Source organism: Mumia sp. ZJ430 (genome assembly GCF_011751845.1).
In the GTDB taxonomy this organism is placed as follows: domain Bacteria; phylum Actinomycetota; class Actinomycetes; order Propionibacteriales; family Nocardioidaceae; genus Mumia.
Genome location: NZ_JAAHFK010000001.1, coordinates 615210 through 629914, shown reverse-complemented (window position 1 = coordinate 629914; position 14705 = coordinate 615210). Strand labels below are relative to the sequence as shown.

Sequence of the window (14705 nt, the reverse complement as noted above, 5' to 3'; positions counted from 1 at the left end):
CCACCCCTTTGGTCGTGGTGGGACCTGGCTCACCGCTGCCGGCGTCATGCAGCGCCGACGGTCAGGCCTTCCTTGGTCGGGTCGACATCGACGACGACCTCGTCACCGTCGCGTACGTCGCCCGCGAGCAGCTCACGCGCGAGCTGGTCGCCGATCGCCTGCTGGATGAGGCGACGCAGCGGGCGGGCACCATAGGCCGGGTCGAAACCGGTCGTCGCGAGCCACGACTTGGCCTCGTCGGTGACCCGAAGGCGGATCCGGCGCGACTCCAGTCGGTGAGCCAGCGCCTCGATCTGCAGGTCGACGATGCGGGTCAGGTCCTCGACCGACAGCGCGTCGAACATGACGACCTCGTCGAGCCGGTTGAGGAACTCCGGCCGGAACGACGCCCGTACGACCTCCATGACCTTCTCGCGCTTCTGCGCCTCCTCGAGCGCAGGGTCGGCCAGGTAGACCGAGCCCAGGTTCGAGGTGAGGATCAAGATGACGTTGCGGAAGTCGACCGTACGCCCCTGCCCGTCGGTCAGGCGCCCGTCGTCGAGCACCTGGAGCAGGAGGTCGAAGACCTCGGGGTGGGCCTTCTCGACCTCGTCGAGCAGCACGACGCTGTACGGGCGCCGGCGCACCGCCTCCGTGAGCTGACCGCCCTCGTCGTACCCGACGTAGCCCGGAGGGGCCCCGACGAGCCGTGAGACGGAGTGCTTCTCGGAGTACTCGCTCATGTCGATGCGGACCATCGCCCGCTCGTCGTCGAACAGGAACTCCGCGAGTGCCTTGGCCAGCTCGGTCTTGCCGACACCGGTCGGGCCGAGGAACAGGAACGAGCCCGTCGGCCGGTTCGGATCGGCGATGCCCGCGCGCGAGCGGCGTACGGCGTCGGAGACCGCCTTGACCGCCTCGGTCTGGCCGATCAGCCGGTTGCCGAGCTCATCCTCCATGCGCAGCAGCTTGCCGGTCTCGCCCTCGAGCAGACGGCCCGTCGGGATGCCGGTCCACGCCGCGATCACCTCGGCGATCTCGTCGGGCCCGACCTGGTCGTTGACCATCTTCTCCTCGGGCTCGGCTGTCTCGTCGGCCTCCGCCGACTCGAGCTGCTTCTCCAGCGCCGGGATCTCGGCGTAGTTGAGCCGTGCGGCCGTCTCGAGGTCGCCGGCGTTCTGCGCCCGCTCGGCCTCGCGCCGCTTCTCGTCGATCTGCTGCTTGATCTCGCCGACCTCGTTAAGCCCGGAGCGCTCACGCTCCCAACGGGCCTCGAGCCCACGCAGCTGCTCCTGGGCGTCGGCGAGCTCGGCGCGGAGCTTCTCGAGGCGTTCGCGACTGCCCTCGTCGGTCTCCTTCTCGAGGTGGAGCTCCTCCATCAGCATCCGGTCGACCGAACGCCGGAGCGTGTCGATCTCGATCGGGTTGGAGTCGATCTCCATGCGCAGACGGCTGCTTGCCTCGTCGACGAGGTCGATCGCCTTGTCGGGAAGCTGGCGGCCCGAGATGTAGCGGTCGGACAGTGCCGCCGCCGCGACCAGCGCCGCGTCAGAGATCTCGACCTTGTGGTGCGCCTCGTACGTCTCCTTGAGGCCGCGCAGGATCGCGATGGTGTCCTCGACGCTCGGCTCGTCGACCAGCACCTGCTGGAAGCGCCGCTCGAGCGCAGGGTCCTTCTCGATGTTCTCGCGGTACTCGTCGAGCGTCGTCGCGCCGACCATCCGCAGCTCGCCGCGGGCCAGCATCGGCTTGAGCATGTTGCCGGCATCCATCGCGGAGTCGCCGGTCGCACCGGCGCCGACGACGGTGTGGAGCTCGTCGATGAACGTGATGATCTGGCCGTCGGAGTCCTTGATCTCCTGCAGGACGGCCTTGAGCCGTTCCTCGAACTCGCCGCGGTACTTCGCGCCGGCGACCATCGCGCCGAGGTCGAGTGAGATCAGGCGCCTGCCCTGCAGCGAGGTCGGGACGTCACCCGCGACGATCCGCTGGGCCAGGCCCTCGACGACGGCGGTCTTGCCGACGCCCGGCTCGCCGATCAGCACGGGGTTGTTCTTGGTACGGCGGGTCAGCACCTGGACCGTACGACGGATCTCGGCATCGCGGCCGATCACCGGGTCGAGCTTGCCCTCGCGGGCGGCCTCGGTGAGGTCGACGCCGTACTTCTCGAGTGCCTGGTAGGTGTCCTCCGCGTCCTGGCTCGTCACCTTGGCGGAGCCTCGTACGGTCTGGAACGCACCACGGAGCGCCTCGGCGTTCGCGCCGACACTGTCGAGCACCTCGCGGGCCTTCGACTGCACCGTCGCGAGCCCGACCATGAGGTGCTCGGTCGAGACGTACTCGTCGCCGAGCTCACCGGCCAGGTCCTGGGCGCGCTGCAGCACCTCGAGCGTGGCGCGCGCGTACGACGGCGTGGCGACGCTCTGACCTGCTGCGGAGGGCAGGCTCGCGATCGCCTCTTTCGTACGGCTGCGCGCGACGGCCGGATCGGCACCCGCGGCCTGCAGGAGCGGGACGGCGGTGCCGCCGTCGGCGTCGAGCAGTGCGTCGAGCAGGTGCAACGGGTCGACCGCAGGGTTGCCGGCGGCGGCGGCGGCCTGGATCGCGGCCGCAAGCGCCTGCTGGCTCCGGGTCGTGAGCTTGGAAGCGTCCATGTATCTCCCCTGGTTCTCCTGATACGTCAAAGGTCACCAGAATCAACGCTCAGAAACTTGAGTCGATTCCGCTCAACTCTACTCCCGGGGACGAGACGGGCGGATCAGCAGTCGCCGAGGGCGCTGCGGAGGGTGCGGGTGTAGACGCGGGCGCCCTCCGCGTTCGGGTGGACCCGGTCGGTCGCGAGCACGTTCTCGGCGCGCGACGCCGCACGCTGCCAGTCGACGAGGGTCGCGTTGTCGTTGTCCGCGGCGACCCGCCGTACGGCCGACGACGCGGGCCGCTGCCACGAGCGTCCCGGGACGTGCGGCGAGACCAGCAGCACCTGCTTGTCACGAAGCTGCCGCCTGACCAGGCGCTGGAGGTCCTTCCGGTCGATGACCCCGTTGGTGCCCGTGCCGATGACCACGACCTTCCCGAGCTCTCCGCGCGCCGCCGCCCTGCGCACCGCGCGCGCGACGTCGCCGTACTGCCAGCCGACCTCGGCCGTCGCGTCGAGGCGCGGCATCGCCTTGACGAGCGCAGGCGCGGCAGCGATGAGGACGGAGTCGCCGAACGCGCTCACCCGTACGGTCTTGCCGACGGTCCGGCAGGTCGCACCGAGGGCGGAGGCGGCCGCCTTGGGGGCCTGCTCCACCACCGGGTCGGCAGCGTGCGCCAGAACCTTCTGGCCGCGCAGCAGGCTCGCCTGGAGCGCGCTACGGCCCGGCGCGGTCCCCACGGCGAAGGCCGCCCCCGCGACCACCACGCACGCGGTCCCGAGCGTGACGACCCAGCGGTGGCGCGGGTGGCGGCGCTCGACGACGAGCCAGCCCACGGGCGCCACCCACCGGCGGAGGGTGAGCACGATGCCGTCCTCCCGCATGGGCGTCTCGACATACCGGTACGACAGCTCCGCCGCCGCCCCCGCGAGGAGCACCGCGACCATGCCCGCCGCCACCGCGTGCTCCGGTGCCGCGAGCCGCGTGGCGAAGACGATGAGCGGCCAGTGCCAGAGGTAGAGCCCGTACGAGCGCGAACCCAGCCACCGCATCGGCGGGATGGAGAGCAGGGTCGCCAACGGGGTCGGGTTGGCTGCGGCCAGCACGAGCGCGAGCGCCGCGACGCTGGCGACGAGCAGCCCCCCGCGGTACGGCCAGGCGCTCGACCAGGTCACCGACGCGGCGTACCAGGCGATCACGACCAGCCCCGCCACACCGATCCAGGTGATCACTGCGCGCTTGGCAGGGCTCGTCGCAGACCCGTCGGTGCGGAGCAGGTGCGGGACGCGGGTGAGCGCGAGAGCGGCGCCGATCAAGAGGCCGAAGACGTGCGTGTCGGTGCCCACGTACGAACGCGTCGGGTCCGCCGGGTCGTACAGGACGCTCATCAGGACCACCGAGGCGAGCGCGAGCGCCACGACGACGACCGCGAGCCGGCGGCGCGCGAGGAGGAGCAGCCCGACGGCGAGCAGCAGCGGCCACAGGAGGTAGAACTGCTCCTCGATCGCCAGCGACCACAGGTGGTTGAGGACGGACGGCTCCCCCTGCTCCGCGTACGCCCACCCGCCGGCGACCTGCACCCAGTTGGCCGTCCACGTCAGCCCGCCGAGCACCTGCGCGCGCAGTCCGGCGCCGGTGTCGCGGCCGACCGCCAGGGTGAGCGCCGCGACCACGACGATCATCAGCGTCGCCGCGGGGACGAGCCGGCGCGCGCGTCGCGTCCAGAACGCGGGGAGGTCGAAGCGCATCTGGCTCGAGGCGTCCTCGAGGAGGACGGCGGTGATGAGGAACCCGCTGAGGACGAAGAACACGTCGACGCCGACGTAGCCGCCAGGCATCTCCGACGGCGCGACGTGGAAGGCGACGACGAGAATGACGGCGAGGGCACGGACGCCGTCCAGACCGGGCGCCGTGACGCGGCGCGGGGACATGCGGGACTTCCTCCGAGACGTGACAGCGGGGGCGGGCGCCGCGGGGAGCGGCCCTCGGCCCCGCTCGAGGGTACCTGTCGCTCCCCAGCCGTCCGACCGCACAGTGGCTCAGCTCAGCCGCACCAGCTGCACGCGACAGGCAGGAGCGGCGCCGGCGTTGACCGGGAGGCGTTCGACCGTGAACGGCGTGTCCACCCCCGTCGGGACCTTCGGGATGACCAGACGACGCGCCTTGCCCTGCGTCGACCCCGGAGACGCCACCAGCACCGTGACCCGGTAGTCGGCCTTGCGTCCGCTGTTGACGATCACGCCGCGTGCCGACCACGTCTTTCCGTCGGCACCGCGAGGGCACGAGAACGACAGGAGGTCCTGGGGTGCGGCGGCTGCCGCGGGCGGTGCCGCCGAGGCGGTGGCGGTGGTGGTCGCCGACGGCGTCGGATCGGCTGCAGTCGACGGCTTCTGGTCACCCCCTGCGCATCCCGCGAGGCCGCAGACGAGGGCGGCAGTGGCGGCGATCGCGGGGAGCGGCAGGCGGCGCATACGGCCATGAGACCACGGGAGTGCGACGGTTCCGGGGAGGCGCAGCGCGGCACCGTTCTCCGGCACAATGACGCCGTGACCCACCACGACCTCGACGGCGCGCCCCACCACCTCTGGACCACCACCCACGAGCCCCGTCTCGAGGTCGTCTCCGGCGACACGATCGCGTTCGCGACCGAGGACGCGGTGAACGGTCGGTACGACGAGGTCGCCACCGGCGGCGCGATGCCGGCATCCGACCCGACCCGTCCGTCGTACCCGCTGGCCGGCCCGATCCTGGTCGCGGGCGCGCAGCCGGGCGACGTGCTCGAGGTCGAGATCCTCGAGGCGGCCGGGACCAAGGGGTTCGGCTGGACCTCGATGGTCCCCGACGAAGGGCTCCTTGCCGGCGACTTCGACGAGTCGTACCTCTACCGCTGGGAGATCGACGGCGACCACACCGACATGGGTGACGTCGCGCGGGTGCCCGTACGACCGTTCTTCGGCGTGGTCGGCGTCTGCCCGGACACGGTCGACCCGCTGCCCGTGATGCCGCCGGGCCACTTCGGAGGCAATCTCGACTGCCGTGACCTCGTGGTCGGCTCGTCGGTGTTCCTCCCGGTCCAGGTCCCCGGCGCCCGGCTCGCGCTCGGCGACCCGCACGCCGCGCAGGGCGACGGCGAGGTGTGCGTGAGCGCGATCGAGTGGGCAGCGCAGGGGGCCGTGCGCGTCCGTCTGCATCAGGGGCGCCGCATCCCGGGGCCCCAGTTCCGTACGCCGGGGCCGTTGCGCGCGGGCATCGACGACGCCGGCTACTACGCGACGACGGGGATCGCGCCGTCGTTGATGGACGCGGCCAAGGACGCCGTCCGGGCGATGATCGACCACCTCAACCACACGTACGGGCTGGACCCGCGCGACGCGTACGTGCTGTGCAGCGTCGCAGTGGACCTCAAGATCTCCGAGGTCGTGGACGCCCCGAACTGGGTTGTCAGCGCCTACCTCCCGCTCTCGATCATGCGCTGACGCCACGTCGCACGGGGCACCGCTTGACCTCAAGTCCGCTTGAGCATCGAGCATCGTCGGGTGCCCCTTTCCCCGCCGCGTCCGAGTGCGCCACTACGTCTTCGTGATCCCCGCTATCTCCCTTTCGTGGTCGGCGCGCTCGCGCTCGTCACGCTCGGCGCGTTCGAGAACCGCGCGACGATGGCGGTGCTGCCGACGGTGGCGGACAGTCTTCACGGGCTCGACCTGTTCGGCGCGGCAGCAGCGGCCCCGCTCGTGTCGTCGGTCATCGCGATGGTCGTCGCCGGACAGTGGTGCGATCGTCGCGGACCGGCGCCGGCGCTGCTGACGGGGATGGGCTGCTTCGTCGTCGCGCAGCTCGCGATGGCGACCGCACCAACGATCGGCGTGTTCGTCGCCGGGCGCGTCGTCGCCGGCGTCGCCGAGGCGTTCCTCGACATCGCGCTCACGGTGATGGTCGCGCGGCTGCTGCCCGCAGGCCTGCGGCCCGCGATGTTCGGCGCGCTCGCGACGGCGTGGGTGCTGCCGTCGCTCCTCGGGCCACCGGTCGCCGGGCTGCTCGCCGAGCATGCCGGCTGGCGCGTGGTCTTCGCCGCGGCGCCCGTGCTGATGGTCCCGGCCACGGCGTGCCTGGTGCCGTCGCTGCGACGCCTGCGCGACGCCGCGCCGCCCGCGCCGTCCGCGCCGTCCGCACCGTCCGCACCGTCCACCGCAGCCAACCGCGTGGCGATCGGCTCGGCGGTCCTCGTCAGCGTCGGACTCGCGGCGTTGGCGCTGGGTGGACCTGCGGCAACCAGCGCCTCCGCCCGCGGCGCCGGGGTGCTGGCGCTCCTGACAGGCACGGCACTGATCGCCGTCGGCGCTCGCCACGTGCTCCCGCCCGGCACGCTCCGGCTTCTGCCCGGGATCCCGGCGACCGTCGCACTCCGCGGAGCTCAGGCTGCCGCGTTCGCCGGAGCGGGCGCCTTCATCCCGCTCATGCTGACGCAGGTCCACGGTCTCGGGCCGACCGTCGCCGGCGCCAGTCTCACGATCACCGGCGTGTTCTGGGCGGCCGGCTCCCAGCTCAACGGGACTGCGACCGTCCAGCGACGGACGACGACCGTGGGGCGGATGCGAGTGTCGTTCTGCCTGATCGCGGCCGGAGTCGTCGGTCCGGTCCTCGTCGCGCTCGACGTCGTCCCGGTGTGGCTCGGCCTCACCCTGTGGGCGCTCGCCGGGACGGGCATGGGGATCGGCTCGCCGACGCTCGCGAACCACGTGCTCACGCTCGCGCCGCCCGACGCGCAGGGTCAGATGTCGGGGGCAGCCATGCTCTCCTCGACCGTCGCCCAGTCGGTCTACGTCTCGCTCGCGGGCGCCGCCCTGGCCTCAGGTGCCGCGTCGTCGACGACGCTCGCGGCGATCCTCGCCGTGCCGGCCACCCTCGCCCTGGGCAGCGCGACACTGGTAGCCAGGCTCGTCGAACCGGTCAGTCGCGCCGATCCCGCAGACCTCGTGCGGCGCTGAAGGCGTACACGCCGTCGTCGCTCTGCTTGCCGGCCTCGCCGACCTCGAGCGGCCGGAACGTGTCGACCATGACCGCGGTCTCGTCGAACTCGTGCACTCCGATCGACGCCTCGACCGCACCGGGCTGCGGCCCGTGCGCCATCCCGCCCGGGTGCAGGGTGATCGACCCCAGCGCGACGGCCGATCCCTTGCGGGACTCGTAGTCGCCGGCGACGTAGAACATGACCTCGTCGGAGTCGACGTTGGAGTGGTAGTACGGCACGGGGATCGACAGGGGGTGGTAGTCGACTTTGCGGGGCAGGAAGTTGCAGACGACGAAGTTGTAGCCCTCGAACACCTGGTGCACCGGTGGCGGCTGGTGCACCTTGCCGGTGATCGGCATGTAGTCCTCGATGTTGAACGTGTACGGGTAGAGGCAGCCGTCCCACCCGACGACGTCGAACGGGTGGGTCGCGTACGTCATCCGCGAACCGACGACGTCTCCCCTCACGCGGTGCTTGACCAGCACCTCGACGTCGCTGCCGTCGACCAGCAGGGGCTCGTCCGGGCCGTGCAGGTCGCGCTCGCAGTACGGGGCGTGCTCGAGAAGCTGACCGAACCGCGAGAGATAGCGCTTCGGCGGGGAGATGTGGCTGTTGGCCTCGATCGCGTACAGGCGGCTGAGCTCGGCAGGGACCCAGCGATGGGTGGTCGCACGCGGGATCAGGACGTAGTCGCCCGCGCGATAGGGCACCACCCCGAACACCGTCTCAACGACGCCCGTGCCCGCCTCGACGAACACGCACTCGTCACCGATCGCGTTGCGGTAGTAGGGCGAGGTCTCGCCGGCCACGACGTACGAGATCCGCACGTCGCCGTTGCCGAGCACGAGACGGCGCGCTGTCACCGGGTCGAGCGCCTTGGCCTCGGCGTCGTCGAACAGCGTGTGGAGGCGCAGATGGAGGGGACGCAGCGGGTAGTTGGGCGAGGTCGCGAGGTCCGGGAGCTCCCACGGCTCGCTCGCGGCGATCGCCGTCGGCACACCCCGGTGGTAGAGCAGCGACGAGTCGGACGAGAAGCCCTCCTCGCCCATCAGCTCCTCGTAGCGCAGCCGTCCGTCCTCGCCGCTCAGCTGCGTGTGGCGCTGGCGCGGGACCTCGCCGACCTTGCGGTAGTACGCCATGACGCTCCCTCCCGATAATCGGTCACTGCTTGTTCCTTTAAAGAACATCGTTCGACTAAGGTGCCGGTATGTCAACCGTCCAACCGACGTGGGTCGAGGGAGCCGCAGGCTCTGGGTTCGACGTCGACCACCTGCCGTACGGGGTCTTCACCCGCGACGACGACCACCCCCGGGTCGGGGTGCGGATCGGCGACCTCGTGCTCGACGCAGGGGCCGCCGAGCCGCCCGTCGCCCTCGCGCCCTACCTCGACGCACCCACGCTCGACCCGCTGATGGCCGCTGGGCGCGCGACGTGGGACGCAGCGCGCGCGTGGCTGACCGAGGTGCTCACCGACGCATCCGCTGCAGAGCGCGTCACTCCGCACCTCCACCCCGTCGACGAGGTGTCGCTCCGCCTGCCATTCACGGTCGCCGACTACGTCGACTTCTATGCGTCGCTCGACCACGCCAGCAACGTCGGCCGGATCTTCCGCCCGGAGGCCGAGCCGCTCCTCCCGAACTGGCGCCACCTCCCGGTGGCCTACCACGGGCGCGCCGGGACCGTCGTCGTCTCGAGCACCGACGTCGTACGGCCGTACGGCCAGCTGAAGGGGCCGGCCGACGTGGCGCCGTCGTACGCGCCGACCGCCCGGCTCGACATCGAGGCCGAGGTCGGCTTCGTCGTCGGCGTGCCGACCCGCCTGGGCGACCCGGTGCCGACGAGCGCGTTCGCTGACCACGTGTTCGGGGTGGTGCTCCTCAACGACTGGTCGGCGCGCGACGTGCAGGCCTGGGAGTACGTGCCGCTGGGCCCGTTCCTCGGCAAGTCCTTCGCGACCTCGGTCTCGGCGTGGGTGACGCCACTGGCCGCGCTCGCGCCCGTACGGGTGCCGCTGCCGGCGCAGGAGCCCGAGCCGCTGCCGTACCTGCGGGTCGACGAGCCCGCCGGGTACGACCTCGCGCTGGAGGTCGTGGTGAACGGAGAGACGGTGACGCACCCTCCATACCGGACGCACTACTGGGGACCCGCCCAGATGCTCGCGCACCTGACCGTCAACGGCGCGTCGCTGCGGACCGGCGACCTGTACGCGTCGGGGACGGTGTCGGGCCCCGCACGCGAGGAACGCGGGTCCTTCCTCGAGCTGTCGTGGGGCGGGCGTGAGCCGTGGACCGCCGGCGGCGAGCAGCGGACGTTCCTCGAGGACGGCGACGAGGTGGTCCTGCGCGCCACGGCCGGCACCCTCACCCTCGGCGAGGTCCGCGGGCGTGTCTCTCCTCCGCCTCGTCCGCGATCTGTGCAGAAAGCCGGGGAATCGTGACGGGGAGACCTCGACACGCTGCACAAGTCGGGGACGGCGGCGGTGGCTCGCAGACCCTCGAGCGCGGGCTCGTGGTGCTCGAGGCGATCGGCGCGGCCGCTCCGCGCGGCGTGACCGCGAGCGAGATCGCCACGCGTACGGGGCTGCACCGCTCGATCGCCCACCGGCTGCTGGTGAGCCTGCAGCGCACCGGCTATGCGACACGTGACAGCAGTGGCCGGTACGGTCTCGGCCCCGCGCTCTCCACCCTCGCGGCGCGCTCACGCCCGAACATCCACGACGTCGCCGCCCCGGTCCTCGACGCGCTCGCGACCGAGCTTGACGCCACCGCGAGCCTGATCGAGGCGATCGGCGACGCTGCGGTGACGACCGTGGTCGCGGAGCCGCCGACGGACGGGCCGCGCTTCTCGTACCGGCTGGGCAACCGCGACCCCCTCGACCGCGGCGCCGGAGGGCTGGCGGTGCTCGCCTCCGGCCCGGCGACACCGGACGAGCCCGCACGCGTCGCCTCCGTACGCACGGACGGCGTCATCACGACGTTCGCCGAGCTCAACCCCGGCGCGTACGGCATCGCCGCGCCGGTCCACGGACTGCGGGGCACCCGTGCGGCGGTCGCCGTGATCACGAGCCGCGAGGACGTCGCCGATCGCGCTGCCCCGCGCGTCGCTGCCGCCGCCGCCGAGATCGCCGCGCGCCTGGGGCGGCCCGTCAGCGAAGACTGAGGGGCGACGGAGACGGGTTCGATGTCCTCGCGGAAGGCGGGTCCACCTCGCGACCGCAGCTACGGTCGGCGGGCCACAGCCGCGGTTTGCCGCTCGACGGACCGGGTACCGCTCGCCCATGTCGATTCCCACCACAGACCCCGAGGACCCTGACACGATCGAGCCGGACGTCGTCCCGAGCCTCGATCCCGAACCCGGCGACGTCCCCCCGCACGACGAGCCGCCGGAGACCGAACCTCGCATCCCCGAGTAAGGACGACCCCTCCGGGGTTACGGTCGGAGTGTCCCCCGACGGTCTCGGATCAGCGAGGGAGACACGCATGTTCATCCAGGTCATCCAGGGTCCGTGCAGCCGCCAGGACGAGATGCGCGCGGCCATGGAGCAGTGGCGTACGGAGCGTGCCGACGAGGTCGTCGGCTGGCTCGGCGGCACATACGGGTTCACCGACGACGGCACGTTCGTGGCGGTCGTTCGGTTCGACTCCGAGGAGTCCGCGCGATCCAACTCCGGCAGCCGCGAGCAGAGCGCGTGGTGGGAGCGGACGCGGATGCTGTTCGACGGCGAGCCGATGTTCCACGACTGCACCGATGTGACGGTCGCGCTCGATGGCGGGTCGGACGAGGCCGGGTTCGTGCAGGTCATCCAGGGTCGCGTCTCCGACGCCGACCGGCTCAAGGCGATGATGACCGACACCGACCAGCTCCACGAGGCCCGCCCGGACATCATCGGCGCCTCGCTCGCGATCTCCGACGACGGCACGTTCACCGAGACCGTCGCGTTCACCGACGAGGAGTCGGCGCGGCGTGGGGAGCAGCAGGACATGCCGGCCGAGATCCGTGCCGACATGGAGTCCGCGATGGCCGACGCGTCCTACCTCGACCTCCACGAGCCGTGGTTCGCCTCGCGCCGGGGATGACGCCCACCGGGCGGGACCGGCGGTGACCCTAGTCCTACGCAACCCCGTCGCGTAGGACCGTACTCACCGCCAGCGCCCGGCCGGACAGCTCACTCGTACGTGTGGAAGCCGCGCCCCGTCTTGCGGCCGAGCAGACCCGCGTCGACCATGCGGTTGAGCAGCGGCGGCGACGCATAGAGGGGCTCCTTGAACTCCTCGTACAGCGACTCGGCGACCGCCTTGGTCGTGTCGAGACCGATGAGGTCGGCGAGGGCGAGCGGGCCCTGCGGGTGCGCGGCACCGCGGACGAGGCCCTCGTCGATGTCCTCGGCCGTCGCGAAGCCGGACTCGAGCATCCGGATCGCCGACAGGACGAACGGGATGAGCAGCGCGTTGACGACGAACCCGGCGCGGTCCTGACTGACGATCGCGTGCTTGCCGAGCTGGGACTCGACGAACGCCCGCGCCTGCAGGGAGGTCTTCTCGCTGGTCAGCAGGCTCGGCACCAGCTCGACGAGCGAGAGCACCGGGACCGGGTTGAAGAAGTGGATGCCGAGCACCTTGTCGGGCCGGCTGGTCACGACCGCGAGCTTCATGATCGGGATCGACGACGTGTTGGACGCGAGGATGGCGTCCGGCGACTCGACGAGCGCATCGAGCTGCTTGAAGAGCGCGACCTTCGTAGCCTCGTCCTCGACGATCGCCTCGATGACCAGCTCGCGGTCGCGCAGCGCGTTGATGTCCTCGACGATGCTGATGCGCTCGAGGACGGCGGCCGCGCTCTCGATCCGGCCGCGCGACTCAGCACGCTCGAGCGACTTCGTGATCCGGGCCAGCCCCGCCTCCACGCGCTCAGGAGACGACTCCACCGCGATCACATGGGCGCCCGACCTCGCACACACCTCCACGATGCCCGCACCCATCAGGCCGCAGCCGACCACACCGATCTTGTCCATGGCACTCCCTCATGACGAAGGACACGCACCTCGCGCGCCCCACCCTCGACCGTACGGAATACCTGCGAGTAACCCCAAGTCCGTTCCGAAGTACGGAATGCCGGACCGTCTACAGAAATCCGGCACACCGCCCGGGCGAGGCGACACCTCGAGGTCATCCCCGACGCGTCACACCACGGCCTGGCCTGTCCACCCCGCCGGCGAGCTCACCGCCGTCCTGACAGAGGCCCTCGTCCCCAGGACGTGAGTGACGCCGAGTCCCCGCTCAGCACTTCCGCTACGGCTGCATGCCCACTAATGTCAGGCGTCAGCCGAGGATTTGTTAATGGGGGTTCACATCATGACCGTGACACCGCACGCTGTTCGAGACCGGTGGGACGCACTGCGCGCCCACGACGGCCCGGTCGACACCGAGGCGCTCGACGCACTCTGGGCCGCCCTCGCGACCGTCGACGCCGGCGAGATCCTGGGGAGCTGGACGGGCTTCGCCTTCTCCACCGGCCACCCGATCGAGCGCAGGCTCACCAAGACCCGTTGGCACGGCAAGCGCTTCGCCTCGGTGCACGAGGCCCAACCGCTGATCTGCGCCGACGACGACGGCAACCTGTTCTCCGACGTCACGTCCGGCAACGGCGAGGCGAGTCTGTGGAACGTCGAGTTCCGCGGCGAGGTCACCGCGACCATGGTGTACGACGGGATGCCGGTCTTCGACCACTTCAAGCGTGTCGACGACAGCACGCTGATGGGCATCATGAACGGCAAGCCGGCGCTCGTGCTAGCCGACGGCGCACACTTCTACTTCGGCCTGGAGCGGGAGTGAGGACGAGCGTCCTGCTGCACCGAGGCGACGACGCGGCCTCGCTCGTCGCCGCCGAGCTCGACGACCCGGGCGCCGACGAGGTGCTCGTACGGATCGAGGCGACCGGGCTGTGCCACACCGACCTCGTGACGCTGGCCGGGCTCCGGGGTGCCCCCGCCGTGCTCGGCCACGAGGGGTGCGGGACCGTCGAACGCGTCGGCGACAGCGTGACCACCCTCGCGCCCGGCGACCGCGTCGTGATCTCCTTCCGGTTCTGCGGCCAGTGCCCGCAGTGCGTCGCCGGCCACCCCGCGTACTGCCTGCAGGCGTCTCTCCTCAACAGCACCGGCCGCCGTCCGGACGGCTCGGCGACCCTCACCGTCGACGGCCGACCGGTCTTCGCGTCCTTCTTCGGACAGTCGTCCTTCGCGTCCCACGCGATAGCCGCCGCGCAGTCGTGCGTCCGGATCGACGCCGACGTGCCCGCACACGTGGCGGCACCACTGGGGTGCGGCTTCCTCACCGGCGCCGGCGCGGTCCTCAACACCCTCGCCGCGCAGTCCGGAGACCGCCTCCTCGTGGTCGGCGCGGGCGGCGTCGGGGCTTGTGCGGCGGCGACCGCGCTCGCCGTCGGCGTGGAGGTCGTCGTCGTGGACCCGCTGGAGCCTCGGCGCGCCCTCGCGCGGTCACTGGGCGCCACGGCCTGCGCGAGCCTCGATGATCTCCCGCCCGTCACCCACGCCCTCGACACGACGGGCCGGGCCGATGTGATCGCCCAGATGCTCACAACGTTGTCGCCACGGGGCATCGCGGCCCTGGTCGGTCTGGGCAAGGCGCTCGGCGAGATCGACCTGCGCGACGTGATGCTGCGCGGCCTTCAGATACGAGGCTGCGTCGAGGGAGACGCGGTGCCCGGCGAGCTCATCCCGAGGCTGCTCGCGCTCTACCGGGACGGGCTGCTCCCCCTGGAGCGGCTCGTCACCACCTTCGGGCTCGAAGAGTTCGAGACGGCGGTCAAGGCGCAACGGGACGGGGTGGCGGCCAAGGTCGTGCTCCTGCCGCCCGCCACCCCGCACCGTCACGCATAAACGACATCGTGGTCTGCGCCCCGCTGCGTACATCGGTCGGCCGGTACGGGGGCGCGCTCCTCGACGTGCCCGTCCAGACCCTCGGCGCGACGGTCGTCCAATCGCTGCTCGAGACCACCGGGCTCGGGCGTTTGGTCGCACTCGACGCCGGGCTGCCGGTCACCGTCCCCGGGATGTAGATCGA

The 14705-nt window shown here is 71.5% G+C and carries 14 protein-coding genes; 9 read left to right on the top strand and 5 right to left on the bottom strand.

Annotation, left to right across the window (positions count from 1 at the left end; genetic code table 11):
- Nucleotides 1-44: 44 nt before the first annotated feature.
- The 3 genes from clpB to HCT63_RS20345 all read right to left on the bottom strand — a co-directional run bounded on the left by clpB (nucleotide 45) and on the right by HCT63_RS20345 (nucleotide 5086).
- Nucleotides 45-2633 (bottom strand): ATP-dependent chaperone ClpB, encoded by a 2589-nt coding sequence (gene clpB / locus HCT63_RS03020; RefSeq protein ID WP_167001320.1) that lies wholly within the window; start codon nucleotides 2631-2633, stop codon nucleotides 45-47.
- A gap of 104 nt (nucleotides 2634-2737) precedes the next feature.
- Nucleotides 2738-4546: an acyltransferase family protein gene (locus HCT63_RS03015; RefSeq protein WP_167001319.1), complete on the bottom strand. Its 1809-nt coding sequence runs from the start codon at nucleotides 4544-4546 to the stop codon at nucleotides 2738-2740.
- 108 nt (nucleotides 4547-4654) lie between these two features.
- Nucleotides 4655-5086, bottom strand: a complete 432-nt coding sequence (locus tag HCT63_RS20345) for a hypothetical protein (RefSeq protein ID WP_243842859.1) — start codon at nucleotides 5084-5086, stop codon at nucleotides 4655-4657.
- A gap of 75 nt (nucleotides 5087-5161) precedes the next feature.
- Here HCT63_RS20345 and HCT63_RS03005 point away from each other — a divergent pair, with 75 nt between their 5' ends.
- Together HCT63_RS03005 and HCT63_RS03000 are read left to right on the top strand one after the other, a co-directional pair.
- Nucleotides 5162-6091, top strand: coding sequence for an acetamidase/formamidase family protein (locus HCT63_RS03005; RefSeq protein ID WP_167001317.1), 930 nt, complete (start codon nucleotides 5162-5164; stop codon nucleotides 6089-6091).
- A 126-nt stretch (nucleotides 6092-6217) separates the two neighbouring features.
- Nucleotides 6218-7600 (top strand): MFS transporter, encoded by a 1383-nt coding sequence (locus HCT63_RS03000; RefSeq protein WP_167001316.1) that lies wholly within the window; start codon nucleotides 6218-6220, stop codon nucleotides 7598-7600.
- Here HCT63_RS03000 and HCT63_RS02995 read toward each other — a convergent pair.
- Entirely contained in the window at nucleotides 7563-8762 is a 1200-nt protein-coding gene (locus HCT63_RS02995; protein WP_167001315.1) for a homogentisate 1,2-dioxygenase domain-containing protein, read from the bottom strand. The two genes, HCT63_RS03000 and HCT63_RS02995, sit on opposite strands and share 38 nt — an antisense overlap.
- A gap of 68 nt (nucleotides 8763-8830) precedes the next feature.
- Between HCT63_RS02995 and fahA the strand changes: the two genes are divergently transcribed.
- The 4 genes from fahA to HCT63_RS02980 all read left to right on the top strand — a co-directional run bounded on the left by fahA (nucleotide 8831) and on the right by HCT63_RS02980 (nucleotide 11699).
- Nucleotides 8831-10060, top strand: a complete 1230-nt coding sequence (gene fahA, locus HCT63_RS02990; RefSeq protein WP_167001314.1) for a fumarylacetoacetase — start codon at nucleotides 8831-8833, stop codon at nucleotides 10058-10060.
- The gene (locus HCT63_RS02985) at nucleotides 10057-10782 is read left to right on the top strand and encodes a helix-turn-helix domain-containing protein (protein WP_167001313.1); all 726 of its coding nucleotides are present in this window, start codon (nucleotides 10057-10059) and stop codon (nucleotides 10780-10782) included. Before fahA ends, HCT63_RS02985 begins: the two co-directional genes overlap by 4 nt.
- A 118-nt stretch (nucleotides 10783-10900) precedes the next feature.
- Nucleotides 10901-11035, top strand: a complete 135-nt coding sequence (locus HCT63_RS20635; protein ID WP_255490688.1) for a hypothetical protein — start codon at nucleotides 10901-10903, stop codon at nucleotides 11033-11035.
- Between the two features lie 67 nt (nucleotides 11036-11102).
- Nucleotides 11103-11699 carry a hypothetical protein gene (locus tag HCT63_RS02980; protein ID WP_167001312.1) on the top strand — a complete coding sequence of 199 codons (597 nt, stop codon included), beginning with the start codon at nucleotides 11103-11105 and terminating at the stop codon, nucleotides 11697-11699.
- 89 nt (nucleotides 11700-11788) lie between these two features.
- On the opposite strand, the gene HCT63_RS02975 is transcribed toward HCT63_RS02980, so the two are convergent.
- Nucleotides 11789-12634 (bottom strand): 3-hydroxybutyryl-CoA dehydrogenase, encoded by an 846-nt coding sequence (locus tag HCT63_RS02975; RefSeq protein ID WP_167001311.1) that lies wholly within the window; start codon nucleotides 12632-12634, stop codon nucleotides 11789-11791.
- A gap of 325 nt (nucleotides 12635-12959) precedes the next feature.
- On the opposite strand from HCT63_RS02975, the gene HCT63_RS02970 reads away from it, so the two are divergent.
- The 3 genes from HCT63_RS02970 to HCT63_RS02960 are packed head-to-tail and all read left to right on the top strand — an operon-like array spanning nucleotide 12960 to nucleotide 14700.
- Complete coding sequence (locus tag HCT63_RS02970; RefSeq protein WP_208322238.1) at nucleotides 12960-13454, top strand: DUF4334 domain-containing protein; 495 nt, start codon at nucleotides 12960-12962, stop codon at nucleotides 13452-13454.
- Nucleotides 13451-14521, top strand: coding sequence for an alcohol dehydrogenase catalytic domain-containing protein (locus HCT63_RS02965; RefSeq protein WP_167001310.1), 1071 nt, complete (start codon nucleotides 13451-13453; stop codon nucleotides 14519-14521). The genes HCT63_RS02970 and HCT63_RS02965 overlap by 4 nt, the downstream gene beginning before the upstream one ends.
- 8 nt (nucleotides 14522-14529) lie before the next feature.
- Nucleotides 14530-14700 carry a hypothetical protein gene (locus HCT63_RS02960; protein ID WP_167001309.1) on the top strand — a complete coding sequence of 57 codons (171 nt, stop codon included), beginning with the start codon at nucleotides 14530-14532 and terminating at the stop codon, nucleotides 14698-14700.
- The last annotated feature ends 5 nt before the right edge of the window (nucleotides 14701-14705 follow it).

What these genes read in the sequence shown, in the direction of transcription:
- HCT63_RS20635 (WP_255490688.1), top strand. Translation starts at nt 10,901, where the DNA reads ATGTCGATTCCCACCACAGACCCCGAGGACCCTGACACGATCGAGCCG.
- HCT63_RS02980 (WP_167001312.1), top strand. Translation starts at nt 11,103, where the DNA reads ATGTTCATCCAGGTCATCCAGGGTCCGTGCAGCCGCCAGGACGAGATG.
- HCT63_RS02975 (WP_167001311.1), bottom strand. Translation starts at nt 12,634, where the DNA reads ATGGACAAGATCGGTGTGGTCGGCTGCGGCCTGATGGGTGCGGGCATC.
- clpB (WP_167001320.1), bottom strand. Translation starts at nt 2,633, where the DNA reads ATGGACGCTTCCAAGCTCACGACCCGGAGCCAGCAGGCGCTTGCGGCC.
- HCT63_RS20345 (WP_243842859.1), bottom strand. Translation starts at nt 5,086, where the DNA reads ATGCGCCGCCTGCCGCTCCCCGCGATCGCCGCCACTGCCGCCCTCGTC.
- HCT63_RS02995 (WP_167001315.1), bottom strand. Translation starts at nt 8,762, where the DNA reads ATGGCGTACTACCGCAAGGTCGGCGAGGTCCCGCGCCAGCGCCACACG.
- HCT63_RS03015 (WP_167001319.1), bottom strand. Translation starts at nt 4,546, where the DNA reads ATGTCCCCGCGCCGCGTCACGGCGCCCGGTCTGGACGGCGTCCGTGCC.
- fahA (WP_167001314.1), top strand. Translation starts at nt 8,831, where the DNA reads ATGTCAACCGTCCAACCGACGTGGGTCGAGGGAGCCGCAGGCTCTGGG.
- HCT63_RS02970 (WP_208322238.1), top strand. Translation starts at nt 12,960, where the DNA reads ATGGGGGTTCACATCATGACCGTGACACCGCACGCTGTTCGAGACCGG.